The organism is Candidatus Karelsulcia muelleri (assembly GCF_028673255.1).
GTDB lineage: Bacteria > Bacteroidota > Bacteroidia > Flavobacteriales > Blattabacteriaceae > Karelsulcia > Karelsulcia muelleri_D.
The window spans coordinates 1-15714 of sequence record NZ_CP110504.1 but is presented as its reverse complement, the minus strand read 5'-3'; the positions used below and the strand labels follow the sequence as shown (position 1 = coordinate 15714).

At 25.2% G+C, this 15714-nt stretch carries 11 protein-coding genes and 2 tRNA genes; 7 read left to right on the top strand and 6 right to left on the bottom strand.

Annotated features, from left to right (window positions below; genetic code table 11):
* Positions 1 to 24: 24 nt before the first annotated feature.
* From leuD to ONB78_RS00055, 3 genes are read right to left on the bottom strand one after another with little or no spacing between them, the layout of a single operon-like run.
* Entirely contained in the window at positions 25 to 606 is a 582-nt protein-coding gene (gene leuD / locus ONB78_RS00065) for a 3-isopropylmalate dehydratase small subunit (RefSeq protein ID WP_274096000.1), read from the bottom strand.
* The gene (gene leuC, locus ONB78_RS00060) at positions 593 to 1990 is read right to left on the bottom strand and encodes a 3-isopropylmalate dehydratase large subunit (RefSeq protein ID WP_274095998.1); all 1398 of its coding nucleotides are present in this window, start codon (positions 1988 to 1990) and stop codon (positions 593 to 595) included. Before leuC ends, leuD begins: the two co-directional genes overlap by 14 nt.
* A 4-nt stretch (positions 1991 to 1994) precedes the next feature.
* Positions 1995 to 3155, bottom strand: a complete 1161-nt coding sequence (locus ONB78_RS00055; RefSeq protein WP_274095997.1) for a 2-isopropylmalate synthase — start codon at positions 3153 to 3155, stop codon at positions 1995 to 1997.
* Positions 3156 to 3294: 139 nt separating this feature from the next.
* Here ONB78_RS00055 and tyrS point away from each other — a divergent pair, with 139 nt between their 5' ends.
* The 6 genes from tyrS (at position 3295) to rpmG (ending at position 9383) form a co-directional block, all read left to right on the top strand.
* Positions 3295 to 4557 (top strand): tyrosine--tRNA ligase, encoded by a 1263-nt coding sequence (gene tyrS, locus ONB78_RS00050; RefSeq protein ID WP_274095995.1) that lies wholly within the window; start codon positions 3295 to 3297, stop codon positions 4555 to 4557.
* Positions 4558 to 4562: 5 nt separating this feature from the next.
* Positions 4563 to 7274 carry a class I tRNA ligase family protein gene (locus ONB78_RS00045; protein WP_274095994.1) on the top strand — a complete coding sequence of 904 codons (2712 nt, stop codon included), beginning with the start codon at positions 4563 to 4565 and terminating at the stop codon, positions 7272 to 7274.
* Positions 7274 to 7348, top strand: a tRNA-Phe gene (locus ONB78_RS00040). Before ONB78_RS00045 ends, ONB78_RS00040 begins: the two co-directional genes overlap by 1 nt.
* 380 nt (positions 7349 to 7728) lie before the next feature.
* Positions 7729 to 8964, top strand: a complete 1236-nt coding sequence (gene serS / locus ONB78_RS00035; protein WP_274095992.1) for a serine--tRNA ligase — start codon at positions 7729 to 7731, stop codon at positions 8962 to 8964.
* A gap of 1 nt (position 8965) precedes the next feature.
* Complete coding sequence (rpmB, locus tag ONB78_RS00030; protein WP_274095990.1) at positions 8966 to 9208, top strand: 50S ribosomal protein L28; 243 nt, start codon at positions 8966 to 8968, stop codon at positions 9206 to 9208.
* Positions 9192 to 9383: a 50S ribosomal protein L33 gene (rpmG, locus tag ONB78_RS00025; protein ID WP_274095988.1), complete on the top strand. Its 192-nt coding sequence runs from the start codon at positions 9192 to 9194 to the stop codon at positions 9381 to 9383. The genes rpmB and rpmG overlap by 17 nt, the downstream gene beginning before the upstream one ends.
* A 175-nt stretch (positions 9384 to 9558) precedes the next feature.
* On the opposite strand, the gene ONB78_RS00020 is transcribed toward rpmG, so the two are convergent.
* A tRNA-His gene (locus tag ONB78_RS00020) sits at positions 9559 to 9632 on the bottom strand.
* Between the two features lie 140 nt (positions 9633 to 9772).
* Positions 9773 to 10744, bottom strand: coding sequence for an RluA family pseudouridine synthase (locus tag ONB78_RS00015; RefSeq protein WP_274095986.1), 972 nt, complete (start codon positions 10742 to 10744; stop codon positions 9773 to 9775).
* 10 nt (positions 10745 to 10754) lie between these two features.
* Here ONB78_RS00015 and ONB78_RS00010 point away from each other — a divergent pair, with 10 nt between their 5' ends.
* Positions 10755 to 11543 carry a tRNA pseudouridine synthase A gene (locus ONB78_RS00010; RefSeq protein WP_274095984.1) on the top strand — a complete coding sequence of 263 codons (789 nt, stop codon included), beginning with the start codon at positions 10755 to 10757 and terminating at the stop codon, positions 11541 to 11543.
* Here the strand turns inward: ONB78_RS00010 and rpoC are convergent.
* On the bottom strand, positions 11530 to 15621 hold the full coding sequence (gene rpoC, locus ONB78_RS00005; RefSeq protein ID WP_274095982.1) for a DNA-directed RNA polymerase subunit beta': 4092 nt from the start codon (positions 15619 to 15621) through the stop codon (positions 11530 to 11532). The two genes, ONB78_RS00010 and rpoC, sit on opposite strands and share 14 nt — an antisense overlap.
* Positions 15622 to 15714: the final 93 nt, after the last annotated feature.

The window sequence follows — 15714 nt, the reverse complement described above, 5'->3', positions numbered from 1 at the left end:
TAATAATATAATATTAATAAGAACTTAATAAAATAGTTGTTTTTCAAATTTACTTATTTTATGTTTTAAATTCATTAAAAAATCTATATCATCATATCCTTTAAGAAAACATTTTTTTTTATAAGTATTTATTTCAAATTTTTGTTTTTTATTTTTAAACTCTACATATTCTTCTTTTAAATTTATTTTCAAGTTACTATTAGGTGCCTTTAAGATATTCTTCAAAATATAATTCACAATATCTTGTTTCAGTTCTATCAGTAATAACCCATTATTTAACGCATTTTGTTTAAATATATCAGCAAAATAATTTGAAATTATTACTTTAATTCCATAATCCATAATTGCCCATACTGCATGCTCGCGACTTGACCCACACCCAAAATTTTTTCCTGTGATTAAAATTTCTCCAGTATATTTTGGATTATTTAATATAAAGTTGGTTGGCTTTCCATTTTTATAGTACCGCCAGTCTCTAAAGAAATTTTTTCCTATATTTAATCTAGATGAAATTTTCAAAAATCTAGCTGGAATAATTTGATCAGTATCAATATTATCTATGTCTAAAGGTAGACATCTACTAATTAGGGTCTTAAATTTCTCCATATTTTTTAAGATATTTTTTAATACTTACTAGTTTACCTTTTAAAGCAGTAATAGCAGCGACTAAAGGACTTGTTAATAACGTACGTGCCCCTTTGCCTTGACGTCCTTCAAAATTACGATTTGAGGTCGAAACACAATATTCTCCATAAGGTATTTTATCTTCATTCATCCCTAAGCAAGCAGAACAGCCAGGTTGACGTAAATCAAAACCCGACTCTTTTAAGGTAATATCTATTTTTTCTTTAATTAATTGTCTAAATACTTGTGTTGATCCTGGGACTATCATAGCATGTACATTTTTAGCAACTTTTTTTCCTTTTACTATTTTTGATACTAACCTAAGATCATCAAGTCTAGAATTTGTACAACTGCCAATAAAAACATAATTAATCGTTTTTCCTAATAAATATTCTCCTGGTTGAAAACCCATATATTTTAAAGACTTATTAAAGTAATTTTCAGATTTTTTTGGGATACAATCATCTATTTTTATACACATATTTGGTGACGTTCCATATGTTATCATCGGTTCTATCTTAGAGACATCAAATTCATATTCTTTATCAAAATGAGCATTTTTATCTGTTTTCAAAGTTTTCCAAAATAACTTAGCTGCTATGAACTTTTCTCTTTTCGGACTGAATGCTCTATCTTTTATATAATTATAAGTAGTTTTGTCTGGTGCTATTATTCCTCCTCTTGCACCCATTTCAATACTCATATTACAAATAGTCATTCTGCCATCCATCTTCATTTCATCAATTACTGTCCCTGAGTATTCAACAAAGTATCCAGTTGCTCCTCCAGTACCTACTTTCGATATTATATATAAGATTATATCTTTTGGTGTCACTCCTAATTTTAATTTACCTTTTATAAGAATTCGCATTTTTTTAGGTTTCTTAAGCAATAAGCATTGAGAAGCCATTACCATAGCTACTTGACTAGTCCCAATTCCAAATGCAATACAACCTAAAGCACCATGGGTAGAAGTATGACTATCCCCACACACTAGAGTCATTCCGGGTAAAGTAATTCCTAATTCTGGTCCAATTACATGGACTATTCCTTGATATTTATGTCCTAAACCAAAAAATTTAATTCCGTTCTTTATGCAATTTTTTCTAAGTAAATTTATTTGTAACCTAGATAAAGCATTTTTAATTGGTAAATGTTGATTTTTAGTAGGAACATTATGATCTGCAGTAGCTATAATTTTTTCAGGCCTGAATATTTTAATTTTTCTTTTTTCTAATGTTTCAAAAGCTTGTGGACTAGTTACTTCATGAATAAATTGTTTATCTAAATAGATAATATCTATTTTTTTATTTATTGTATCTATAATATGGGAATTCCATATTTTATCAAAAATTGTCAGTGCCATATTCTTATATACTGTTTATAATTTCTTTTAAGTCTTCATCAGAAATTTCTTTTTTTTTATCCGCATATTCTAAAAATATTGGATAGATTGTGTCAATTTTCTTTGTTTTCAATGCATAGCCTAATTTTTTATATCTATATATTAACGCTGATCGTCCACTACGAGCAGTTAAAACTATTGACGAGTTGTTCTCTGAGTTGTTATATCCCACTTCTTTTGGATTTATAATTTCATATGTTTCACTATTCTTTATCATTCCATCCTGATGAATCCCAGATGAATGAGAAAACGCATTGTTTCCTATTATCGCTTTATTTTGGGGTACAACCATTCCAGTATATTGAGAGACCAAGTTACTAATCGGATATAACATTTTTGTATTAATATTAGTAAAACAATTTAATTCTTTCTTTTTTTTTAATATCATTACTATTTCTTCTAATGGTGTATTACCTGCTCTTTCACCAATACCATTTATAGTGCATTCTACTTGTCGTGCACCTTGTTTGATCCCTTCTATTGAATTTGCAGTTGCTAATCCAAAATCATCATGACAATGAGTTGATAGTGTTACATGGTCTATATTTGGTACATTCTCTAGTAAAAATTTTATTTTTTTACCATATTCTTCTGGTAAACAATATCCAGTAGTATCTGGTAAATTAATTACTGTTGCTCCTGCTTTGATAACTTTTTCACAAACTTTTGCTAAAAACAAATTGTCGGTTCTTCCAGCATCTTCTGCATAGAATTCAATATCTTCTACAAATTTTTTTGCATACTTTACTGATTCATATGCAATGTTTAATATCTTTTCTTCTGTGCTCTTAAATTTATTTTTTATATGAGACTCAGAAGTGCCTATTCCAGTATGAATTCTAGGACGTTTAGCATATTTTAATGCTTGTGCAGCTATTTCTATATCTTTTTTTTTTGCTCTGGTTAGGCAACATATTATAGTATTTGAAATATTTTTTGAAATTTCTTTCACAGATTTAAAATCGCCTGGACTAGAAATTGGAAAACCTGCTTCTATTATATCTACTCCTAATAGTTCTAGATTTTTAGCTATTATAATTTTTTCTTTTTCGTTTAGTTTGCAACCTGGTACTTGTTCTCCATCTCTTAAGGTCGTATCAAAAATTCTTATTTGTTTCTGTTGCATACCATCAATTTCAACTTTTCAAAATAAGTAATTCTGTACTTTTTGGTATCTTTTTTGTGTATATTATTTTTTGAATAATTTTTTCTGCTTATTGTTTCATTCTTCAAATATACAATACTATGTTAACTAGTCTGTTCTTATGCGCAAAATTATTCCAGAAATTAAATGGAGAGGTTTAATTATTAATACTACTAATGGGATTTCAGATATTTTTAAAAGAAAGGTTAGCCTTTATTCTGGGTTTGATCCCACTTCTTCTTCTTTGCATATTGGTAATTTAATTTCTATTATTCTTTCTATTCATTTTAAAAATTATGGACATAATGTTTTTTTTTTGCTTGGTACTAGTACTAGTTTAATTGGGGATCCATCTGGTAAAAAAGGAGAACGTAGTTTAATGAAAAAGCATGACATTTTTTTATATTCTAGAAAAATTAGAAAACAATTATTTAAATTCTCAAAACAATTTAAAATACCAATTCTGAATAATAATTGGAATAAAAAACTAAAGTTTCTTGAATTTTCTAGAAATATTGGAAAATGCTTTGATATTAATTATATGTTAAATAAAGATTCAGTTAAAAAAAGACGACTAAGTCTCTCTTTTACTGAATTTACCTATCAACTTTTACAAGCTTATGATTTTTATTATTTATACAAAAATCAAAAATGTGTTTTACAAATAGGAGGCTCAGATCAATGGGGGAATATTACTTGTGGAATTGAGTTAATTAAAAAAAAACAAAAAACTAAAGTACATGGTTTGACTCATAACCTCCTTACTAAATCCGATGGAACCAAATTTGGTAAAACTGAAAATGGAGATAATATTTGGCTTGACCCCAAATTAACTTCACCTTATAAGTTTTATCAATTTTGGATGAATATTTCAGATGTACAAGCTAAAAAATTAATAAAAATTTTTACTTTTTATAATAAAAGATCTATTTATAAAATAATTACTTTACACGATAGAGCTCCATTTTTAAGGATCTTACAAAGAAAAATAGCTAAAGCTACTACTATTTTAGTACATAGTAAAAAAACTTTTACAGATATTTATAATATAAACCAAATTTTATTTAATCAGAAGAGAAAAAATATGAACACTTTTTTAAGAAAAAAAGATTTCTTACTATTTCAAAAATATCTTCCTTGTAAAAAAATTCTATTAAATTCCACAACCTTTAATTTTAAGATTTTGGACCTTTTAATTCTTGATAACTTTATTTGTAAATCAAAAACGGAAGTTTTAAGAAAAATTAAATTTAATTCACTCCTTTTAAACATGAATACTTTCTTTAGTGATTATGTCATCACTAAAAAAGATTTGATTTATAATCATTTTATTCTCATAAAAAAAGGAAAGAAAAATTTTTACATTTTATATTTTCAATATTAAGTATAATGAAGTATAACTTTAAAAAAATAGAAACTAAATGGCAAGAAATTTGGAAAAAAAATAAAATCTATCTTACTAAAAACATTTTAGATAAAAAAAAATTTTATGTTTTAGATATGTTTCCATATCCTTCAGGATATGGTTTACATGTTGGTCACATATTGGGTTATACAGCTTCTGATGTCTTTTCACGTTTCAAAAAAAGTCTTGGTTATAATGTTTTACATCCTATTGGATTTGATTCTTTTGGATTACCTACAGAACAATTTGCTATTAAGACTGGGCAATCTCCTAAACAAATTACTAAATTAAACATCAAAAAATATAGTAAACAATTATTAAAATTAGGGCTTTCTTATGATTGGAACAGAACTATTTCTACTCATAAAAAAGAATATTTTAAATGGACACAATGGATTTTTCTTAAACTTTTTAATTCATGGTATGATAAAAAAAAGGAAAAGGCTAAAGATATTAAGAAATTAATTAAAATCTTTAATAAGAATGGTAACTTGAACGTTCTTGCTTATTCCAGATTTAGTAAAAAATTTAATTCATTTCAATGGAAAAAATTGAATTGTTCAGATCAAGAAAGAATTTTACAAAACTATCGTTTAGCTTTTATTTCTAAAAGTTCAGTCAATTGGTGTCCAAAGTTAGGTTCTGTGCTTGCAAATGAAGAAATTGAAAACAAGCTTAGTAAAATTGGTTGTTATCCCGTTTGTAAAAAAAAAATGTTTCAATGGAGTCTTAGAATCAAGGCTTACTTAGTAAGACTCTTAAAAGACTTAAAACTCATAAAGGGTACTAAGAAACTAAAATCTATTCAAAAAAATTGGATTTGTGAAACTAAGGGTATAAATATAGTTTTCTTTTTATATAAAGAGAATAACATAATCAATAAAAGAGCAAAATTTGAAATTTTCACTACTAAACCATATTTATTGTTTGGTATTTCTTTCTTTTGTTTCCCTTTTGGTAGTTCTTTAATTAAAAAATATACTCAGTTTGGTAGAAATTATAAAAAGAGAATATTCAAAAATAGAATAGTCATTTTTTCTGGATTATATGCCGTGAACAATTTAAATACAAATAAGATTCCTATATTTATAAGCAATTTTGTCAAAGATAAGTTTAATAAAAAAATTATACATTGTATACCTTATGTAAACTTTGAAAGTTATTTCTTGGCTAAAAAAATTAACTTAAATATTACAAGAATTATAAACAAAAATAAATTTCACAAAATTTGTATAAATTCTAAGTTTTTAACTGGTCTGGATATTAAAATTGCAAATTTATTAATTATTAAATTTCTGATTACAAAAAAAATAGGATTTCTTTGTAGAAAATACAAAATTAATAATGCTATTTTTTCTAGACAGCGTTCTTGGGGAGAACCTATACCAATTTATTTTAAAAATAAAATTCCTATTCCAATTTATGAGAAATACCTGCCTTTATCCTTACCTAATGTTAAAAACAAAAGAAAAGATTTTGCTTTTGCATGGAATAAAAAGAAAAAGCAAATTGTATATACTTCTTTAATAGATGATAAAAATATTTTCAAACTCGAAATTTGTACTATGCCTAGTTGGGCTGCTTCAAATTTCTATTTTTTAAGATATATGGATCCTAATAATTTTGAATTCTTAGTCGATAAAAAAATAGAAAATTATTGGAGAAATGTTGATCTATATATTGGAGGTATTGAGCATGCTACCGGACACTTAATATACTCTAGATTTATATACAAATTCTTATATGATCGTGGTTTTGTCAGTTCTAAAGAACCTTTTAGAAAGATTTTAAATCAAGGTATGATTTTAGCAAAATCTGCTATAATATTTAAAAAAAAGAACAAATTATTCTCTTATTTCTTAGTTAAAGACAATATAAAGAAATTTCAAAAAATTTATATTGATGTAAATTTACTTAAAAACAAGAACGAAGTTAATATTAAAAAACTCAGAAATTGGATGCCTGAATTCAGGACTGCTAAATTTATTTCTGAAAATAATAAATTTTTTTGCTATCGTTTAGTTGAAAAAATGTCTAAATCTAAATTTAATGTTATAAATCCTGATTACATTTGCAAAGAATATGGAGCTGATACTCTGCGTTTATATGAAATGTTTCTTGGTCCACTAGACAAAGCAAAAATTTGGAATTTAATATCTATTAAAGGTGTTCACATGTTTTTAAAAAATTTTTGGAATCTATTTCATTATAAAAATAAATTTCGAATTGATGAAAGTAAATCTTCTTATAAAGAACAAAGTCTTTTGAATGTTTCAATTACTAAAATTAAGAAAAGTTTAGAGTCACATCATTTTAATATTCCTATAAGTGAATTTATGATTTTATTGAATAAGCTAAAAGAAATGAAATGTAATAAACGGGACATTTTAGAACCTTTTACTATATTAATTAGTTTTTATGCTCCGCATATCTCAGAAGAAATTTGGGAAAAATTAGGTAATAATAAATCTATATTTTTTGCTACTTTTCCTAAAATGAATGAAAATTTATTCTTAAAAAAATATCTTCTTTATCCTATTACTTTAAATGGTAAATTCAAATTCAAAATTAAGACGGATATTTCAGTTAATACTAGTAAACTTATTACTCGTATTTTTCACTCTTTGTTAATGGCTCAACCCATTAACAAGTTGTTTCTTGTTCAAAACAAAATTCTTAATTTTGTTACTAAGTAGGTATCTTAGCTCAGTTTGGTAGAGCAACGGACTGAAAATCCGTGTTTGCCTCGGTTCAATTCCGAGAGGTACCATCTTTTACGAAAGATGTTTATAATACAAATTTATTAAAGCAATAAAATTCTTTTATTTATGTGTTTTTTAGTCTCTGTAATTGTATGTAATCTACCCTTTAGCTATGACTTCTAATATTCTTTATATACAATTCATGGCATAGCAACTGTTATCTTTACCATAACTAGGACTCATTTGATTCATTTATTAAGAATAAATTTAAATGTTAATATTTTAATTGCTCATACTTATTAGCTCTTTGTGCTGGTGTTACTTTTCTTGAGAGTCTTAGATGCTATATATTTACTAACTCCTACTTTAGAGAATTTATTGAAGCGGATATATCTACAATATTAGAAAACTACAGAATAAGTTTAAAATTTAAGTTATAATTTAAGTTATGTTTACTACTTCTTTCATCAAAAAATATAAAAAGAAAGTTATTTTGGGGTTAATAAAACGCAACTTTAGTAAGTTAAATATTATCGATTATCTTTTGAAATTAGAAAAAGAAAAATTTAATAAAATAGTTCTTAAAAAATATTTCATTGCTAAACTTAAAAAAATCTCTTTCTCTATTCGTTATACGATTAATAATAGCTTGCTTCTAAAAAAAGCTACTCGATATAAAAAAAAAATGAAAATTTTAGATGCTATCTTAAGCGTTTTATCTAAAAAAATTTTTAATCTTTTAATACAAATTCCTAATCTACTTTATAAGAAAGTTCCTTTAACCAAGGATATTTTACTTTATCAAAATTTTAAATTAGCTTATAAAAATAAATTACTAACACATTGGGAATTAGGAAAAAAGTTTCATCTTTTTAATTTCGCTTCTCATATTTCTGGTAGTGGATTTAACATTTATATTGATAAAGGGGCTAAGTTACAAAGATCATTAATTCAATATTGTTTAGATAAAAATATTAATGCTGGATATATGGAATATGTTTTACCTTTTTTAGTAAATAAAAATTCTATTTTTGGTACTGGCCAATTCCCTGATAAAAAAAAGCAAATGTATTTTTTAGAAAAAGATAAATTATATTTAATTCCTACTGCTGAAATCCCTTTAATCAATGTTTTTAGACGTTCTCTTTTTAATATTAATGATTTACCTTGTAAAGCTACCTCTTTTACTTCTTGTTTTAGAAGAGAAGCTGGATCATATGGACTAAAAGTGAAAGGGTTAAATAGATTACATCAGTTTGATAAAGTTGAAATTATAGAAATTACTTCTGATACTGACTCTTATAAATCTTTTAATCACATGGTTAGACATGTTAAAAATCTTTTATCTTCTTTCAATATTCCTTTTCGTATTATTAATATTTCTTCTAAGTATTTAGGGGTTACTTCTGCTTTGACTTATGATTTTGAAGTGTTTTCTCCTGGACAAAATAAATGGTTGGAAGTTAGCTCTGTTTCTAATTGTACAAATTTTCAATCTCATCGAATGGGTATTAAATTCATTAATAATGATGGAAAAAAATATTTTTGTCATACTTTAAATGGAAGCTCTTTAGCTATTCCTCGATTGTTTGCTGCATTAATCGAAAATTATCAATTTAGCGAATATATTCAAATTCCTAAAGTTTTAATTAACTACTTTCTGGATAATAAAATTCTGTTATAATATGTCTAAATTTTGTCAAATAACTGGTAAAAAAAATGTATTTGGTAAAAAAATTTCACATTCTAATAAAAAAAGCAGTAGAATTTTTAAAACTAATATTTTGCGAAAACGTATTTTTCTTATTAATAAAAATAAATGGATTAATATTTTTCTTTCTAAGAAAGGGTTAAAAATACTTTATAAAAATGGTCTTTCTTTCAAGATTCTTTATAAGAACATCTCACACTATGAGAAACAAAGCTAAATTAAAGAGAATTCAAATTATATTAGAATGTCTAGAACAACAAAAAAGCAAAATTGTAAGCCATGGTATATCTAGATATTTTACTACTAAAAACAGAATTAATACTTCTCGTAAATTGAAGTTACGTAAATTCAATCCATTTTTAAATAGGGTTACTCTTCATAAAGAAATCTAAATCTTAATATGAAGAATCATAAGAATAAAATTACTAGATTAATTCTTTGTTACTATAAGAATGATAGATATTGCTTTCGTGATATATTTATTCATTCTGATCAAATCTCTTCGTTTTTAAATCATTAATACTATCTTTCTTCTCTTCTAATGAATGATATAGTATTACCAGTCTGGGTAAACGATCGGAATTGAACCGACACACTTTAGAACCACAATCTAATGCTCTAACCAATTGAGCTACGTTTACCATAAGATTCTTTACTAATAAGTAAGATAATTAATATAAGATTCTTTACTAAGTAGTTTCTGTCTTTTGAAAATTAATTTTCATCTAAATTAGCTAAAATTCATAATTCTTTCTAGCATTAGCTATATTTTTTAATGAATTTAAAACATAATTTTTATTAACATGTATATCTCAAATGGAATTATTGAAGTAAATTGAAGGTACTTTAGAAATATTGGATGAATTAGTTCTAGTGATTTAGCATGTAGTGCAAGAAATTTAGAATCTTGTATTATCCTAGAAATTATTTTTTTTTTGTATGATGCTATTTTCTCGTAGTATATTTTATCTATACTATATTTTTTCTCGTTGAATATAGTATATCCTAATTCTTTTAAATGAACTCTTATTTGATGGGTTCTTCCAGAAGAAATTATACATTTTAATACTGTAAGATCTCTTAATCTTTCTATTACTTTAAAAGTTGAAAAACATACTTTCTTTCTTGATTTCCCTTTCTTTCTTGATATTACTATTTTTGATATTTTGTTTATTTGCTCTTCTTTTATTATTCCATTAACTACTGCTATATATTTTTTTTTGATCCAATTTAATGAAAATTGTTTTGATAAATTTTGTACTATTTTTTCATCGGTCGCTACCATTATTAAACCACTAGTTTCTTTATCTATCCTATTAGCTATATAAGGCTTTTTTAATTGTATTCTTGTTTCAGCTTTGTTTTCTAACAAATATTTTATACCATTTAGCAATGTTCCTTCTTGATTTCTAGTTCCAGGATGAACTACTAAATTAAATTGTTTATTAATTATTAATAAATATTCATCTTCGTAAAGAATACTAAGATTTAATCTTTCGCATTTTAATATCGCTTCTTTTTTATTTAGATAAAGTGTAAAAATTTCGATTCTATCTTTTGATTTTAATAAATGTTTTTTATTTTTAATTTGTTTTTTATTTATATATACATTTCCTAGTATTATTATTTTCTGTATTATGTTTCTTGTATACCTTTTTGGTAATTTATCTATTAAGTAATTATCTAATCTTGCAGCAACATCTTGTTTTTTAAAAATAAATTTATAATACTTTCGAATAATTCTCTTATGCATTGTTTTTCTTATGAGATATTTCTTAGAACTTTCATATAATGGTAAGTATTTTAGTGGATGGCAAATACAGAAATCCAAACATAAAAAGCAAATTTCTATCCAAGATACTCTCGCAAAGTGCATAGCTTTGATCTTAAGAAAGAACATTTCTATTCTAGGTGCAAGTCGTACAGATACTGGCGTCAACGCAATACAAATGTTTGCACATTTTGATTCTGTTAAGGTATTAAAAACAAAAAAATTTGTAAATAAAATTAATATACTATTGCCTAATTATATAGTAATTCGAAATATTCTTCAAGTTAAAACTAATGCTAGTGCAAGATATGATGTTATCAGTAGGCATTACCAATACAGGATAAATCTTTGTAGAGGACCTTTTAGTTATAATTATTTAAAATTTCCATTTCGAAAAATAAATTATGGTATAATGAACAAAGCTGGTTTTATTTTAAAAAATCTTGATGATTTCAGTCCTTTTGGTAAAAAAATTTCACCCAATTCTTTGAATTTATGTAAATTATATTATTTTACTTGGAGCATTCGTAATAGAGTTTTATATATTGATCTTATAGCAAATAGATTCTTACGAAACATGGTAAGACGAATAATTGGGACATTTTTGTATTTAGGAATTGGAAAAATTAACATGTTGGAATTTTGCTCTTTTATAAACAAACAGAAAAAAATACTTTCTTGTCCTTCAGTTCCTGCAAAAGGACTTTATTTAGTTAGAGTTCGTTATCCTAAAAGCATATTTCTTGAATCCTGCAAAAGGACTTTATTTAAGCCTGTTTGAAACCTGTTCCTGCTGGAATTTTATTTCCCAAAATTACATTTTCTTTTAGACCTTTTAAATTATCTTTTTGTCTTCTTAGTGCTGATTCACTTAATATTTTTGTAGTTTCTTGGAATGATGCAGCTGATAAAAATGATTGATTTTGTAAAGCTGATTTAGTAATACCTAGTAATATTGTGAGTCCAATTGCTGGTCTTGGTTCTCTTGTTTTAATTTCTTCTTTATTTTTTATTCTTTTTAGTTTTTTTTTGGTTATTTTATCTCCTACTAATAAGCCTACTTTAGGATTTGCATTAAATGTTATTATTTTAAACGTTCTTATTTTTTTATTTTCTGAATAGAAAATTTCTTTATCTACTATATTTCCTTCTAATAATTTTGTATCTCCTGAATTTATGATTTTAATTTTTTTCAGCATTTGTCGTATTATTATTTCAAAATGTTTATCATCTATCTTAACTCCTTCTAATCTATAGACTTCTTGTATTTCATTAATTAAATATTTTTGTAATGCATATATTCCTTTTATTGTTAATATTTCATTTATTGCTATTTCTCCTTCTGATAATTTATTTCCAGCTTTAATATTCTCGTTGTCATTAACTAATATTTTTTTTTCTATATTTATATTATATCTTTTTTTTCTGCCTTTTTTAGTTTTAATAAAAATTTCTTGTTTTTTTCTTTTTCTTCTGCCATACTTTACTCTCCCTTTTACTTCTGATATAATCGCTGAATTGAAGGGTTTTCTTGTTTCTAATAATTCTGAGACCCTTGGTAAGCCTCCTGTTATATCTGTCGAGTTTAAAAATCTTCTTGGTATTTTGGCTATTAGTTGCCCTGCTTTCGTTTCTTCTAAGTTTTTTACTAATACTTGTGAACCTGTTGGTAAAGGATATTTTTTTAATTTTATTTTTTGTTTTTCTTTAATTATTAAACAAATATATGGTATGCAGTAATCGTGTAGATTATTTTTAACTATTTTTACTTCTTGAAATGAACTATTACCTGTTTTTCTTTTTTTTATGAAATTTCTGTATTCATAGAAATTTTTCAAGATCACTTTAGATTTTATTTCTGATATTATCGGATAATAATGGTGATACCATTTATAAATTAAATCACCTTTTTTCAGAGTTTGGTTATTTTTTATAAATATTTTACTACCATAAGGAATGTTTATATTTAATATTATTTTCGAATTTAAAATATAAATTTTAATATTAGCTTTTTTAGAAATCACTATACTGTAGTTTTTTTTTTTTATTGCTTTGAGGTTTTGGTATTTTAGTTTTCCATTATAATTAGAAAATAATTTATTGCTTTCTGCTACATTTCCTGCAGTTCCTCCTATATGAAAAGTACGTAGAGTTAATTGTGTACCTGGTTCTCCAATAGATTGCGCTGCTAATATCCCTACAGCATCACCTTTTTGAGCTAGTCGCCCCGTTGATAAATTTATACCATAGCATTTGATACATATTCCTTTTTTCGCTTTACAAGTTATAGGTGAACGAACTTTAATTTGTTTTATATTACTTTCTTTAATTAATTTAGCTCTTTTTTCATCTATTAATTCATATTTTTTAAGAATAATTCTTTTTCTATTTTTATCATAAATGTTTTGTAACGATATTCTGCCTAATACTCTTTCATCTATACTCTCTATTATTTGATTTTTTATTATTAATTGTGTAACATATATACCTACTAATGTTTTACAATCTGTTTTTGTTATTACAACATCTTGAGCTACATCAACTAATCGCCTAGTTAAATAGCCAGCATCAGCAGTTTTTAATGCAGTATCTGCTAATCCCTTTCTTGCCCCGTGAGTAGATATAAAATATTCATAATTAGATAAACCTTCTAGAAAATTTGAATAGATTGGATTTTCAATTATATTTTTTGATTCTATATTTTTTTGAGGTTTTGCCATTAATCCTCTCATACCTGAAATTTGTCTTATTTGTTCTATTGAACTTCTAGCACCTGAATTAAGCATCATGTAAATCGGATTTAAACCTTTTTGACTTTTTTTTAAATAAGTTATTATTTTCTTGGTTAATTTATTATTTATTTTACTCCAAAATTTTATTTTTGTATGGTATTTTATTTCATTGTCTTCGTTTTTATTTTTAATATTTATTTGTTTCTTTTTTTTTAATGCTTTTTCTAGTATTTTTTTTTTTATATCTGGAATTGTTAGGTCTTCTAAGTTTAATGAAAAACCAGCATTGAATGAAGTTTCAAAACCTATTTCTTTAATATTATCAAGAAATTTTATCGTTTTGTAACTATTTGTTTTGAAAAATATTTGTTTTATTATTTTTGATAATGATGTTTTCGTTAAAATTCTATTATAATAACCTACTCCTTTAGGGAGTAGGAGGTTGAATAATACTTTACCTGCTGTAGTTGAAACTAATTTTTTCTTCATCATTACCAATATCTTAGTATTTATATCTATTATATTATTGTTATAAGCTATTTGTACTTCTTTCGTATTTGAAAATTTTCTTAGTTTGTGTTCTTTGGTCTTCATTTCCTTACTTAAGTAATACAAACCTAACAGCATATCTTGTGATGGGACTAATATTGGATTTCCATTTGCCGGATTTAATATATTTTGTGTAGGTAACATAAGGCATTTTGCCTCTAAAATAGCTTCCTTTGATAATGGTATATGGACAGCCATTTGATCTCCATCAAAGTCAGCATTAAAGCCAGCACATACCAATGGATGTAATTCTATAGCTTTTTCTTCAGTTATTTTAGGATAAAAACATTGAATACCTAATTTGTGTAAAGTTGGTGCTCTATTTAGTAAGATCGGATATTTGTATATTAAATGATTTAATAACTTCCATATTAACTTTTTTTTTTTGCTAATTATCTTTTTTGCTTCTTTTAAATTTATGGTTTTTCCATTTTCTAATATTTTGTTTAGTATATATGGTCTAAATAATTCTATTAACATCTTTCTAGGTAACCCACACTCATATAATTTTAATTTTGGGCCAGATATAATTACTGATCTTGCTGAATAATCAACTCGTTTTCCCAATAAATTAAACCTGAATCTTCCTAGTTTTCCTTTTAAACCATCTGATAATGATTTAATCACTCTATTATTTTCACTTTTTATCGGTATTATTTTTTTTGAGTTATCAAACAAGGAATCTACTGACTCTTGTAATAAACGTCTTTCGTTACGTATTATTATTTGTGGAACTCTAATATTTTGAAATTTTTTTAACCTATTATTTCTTATAATTATTTTTCTGTAGAATTCATTTAAGTCTGAAGTAGCATATTTTCCATTCTCAAGCTGAACTAACGGTCGTATTTCTGGAGGAATAACTGGTAGAATATTTAAAACTATATTCTTATACGTTTCTTTACCATCGATTATTTCGCTTATGGTTTTTAATCTATAATTTAGATAGTCTTTTTTAAAGTTTGATTTTAATATTTTTTTTTCTTCCCTTAAATCTTTTTCTAAAATTTGTAGATTTAGTTTTTTCAAAATTTGTTCAAATGCTTTAGCTCCTGTTTTTAGAATTGGTTTATTTATTGGCTTTTTTCTTTTTATTAATTTTTTTATTTTTTTATAAAGTCGTAAGCTAATCAGCTCAAAGTTTTTTATAAAGAATAATTGTTTTTCAAAATCACCTTTATCAAGTAGTATATATTTTTCTGAATAAATTATTTTTTCTACGTCTTCTGCTTGCAGTTTTAGTAAAGTAGCTAATTTGTTAGGAAAACATCTAAAAAACCAAATATGAATTATTGGTGATGCAAGAGTTATATGGCCGAATCTTTTCCTACGAGCATTTTGGTTTGTTATTTTTACACCACAAGTATTGCAAACTACTCCATTATAACGTTTATTTTTATATTTTCCACAATAACATTCATAGTTTTTAGTAGGACCAAAGATTCTTTCACAAAATAAACCATCTGGTTCAGGCCTATAAGTTCTATAGTTTATTGTTTCAGCTTTTACTACTTCACCTGAAGATTCATTCAAAATTTCTTCGGGTGATGATATTGATATTGAAACTTGTTTAATCATAAACAACATCTTGAGTAAACTTTATTCCTAAGTAAAACATATTCTTTTATTTATTTTACTTCTTCATAATCAACATCTTGTACTTGCGAATCA

Excerpts from the sequence above, each read along its gene's own strand:
- leuD (WP_274096000.1), bottom strand. The coding sequence starts at position 606 with ATGGAGAAATTTAAGACCCTAATTAGTAGATGTCTACCTTTAGACATA.
- leuC (WP_274095998.1), bottom strand. The coding sequence starts at position 1,990 with ATGGCACTGACAATTTTTGATAAAATATGGAATTCCCATATTATAGAT.
- ONB78_RS00055 (WP_274095997.1), bottom strand. The coding sequence starts at position 3,155 with ATGCAACAGAAACAAATAAGAATTTTTGATACGACCTTAAGAGATGGA.
- tyrS (WP_274095995.1), top strand. The coding sequence starts at position 3,295 with ATGCGCAAAATTATTCCAGAAATTAAATGGAGAGGTTTAATTATTAAT.
- ONB78_RS00045 (WP_274095994.1), top strand. The coding sequence starts at position 4,563 with ATGAAGTATAACTTTAAAAAAATAGAAACTAAATGGCAAGAAATTTGG.
- serS (WP_274095992.1), top strand. The coding sequence starts at position 7,729 with ATGTTTACTACTTCTTTCATCAAAAAATATAAAAAGAAAGTTATTTTG.
- rpmB (WP_274095990.1), top strand. The coding sequence starts at position 8,966 with ATGTCTAAATTTTGTCAAATAACTGGTAAAAAAAATGTATTTGGTAAA.
- rpmG (WP_274095988.1), top strand. The coding sequence starts at position 9,192 with ATGAGAAACAAAGCTAAATTAAAGAGAATTCAAATTATATTAGAATGT.
- ONB78_RS00015 (WP_274095986.1), bottom strand. The coding sequence starts at position 10,744 with ATGCATAAGAGAATTATTCGAAAGTATTATAAATTTATTTTTAAAAAA.
- ONB78_RS00010 (WP_274095984.1), top strand. The coding sequence starts at position 10,755 with ATGAGATATTTCTTAGAACTTTCATATAATGGTAAGTATTTTAGTGGA.
- rpoC (WP_274095982.1), bottom strand. The coding sequence starts at position 15,621 with ATGATTAAACAAGTTTCAATATCAATATCATCACCCGAAGAAATTTTG.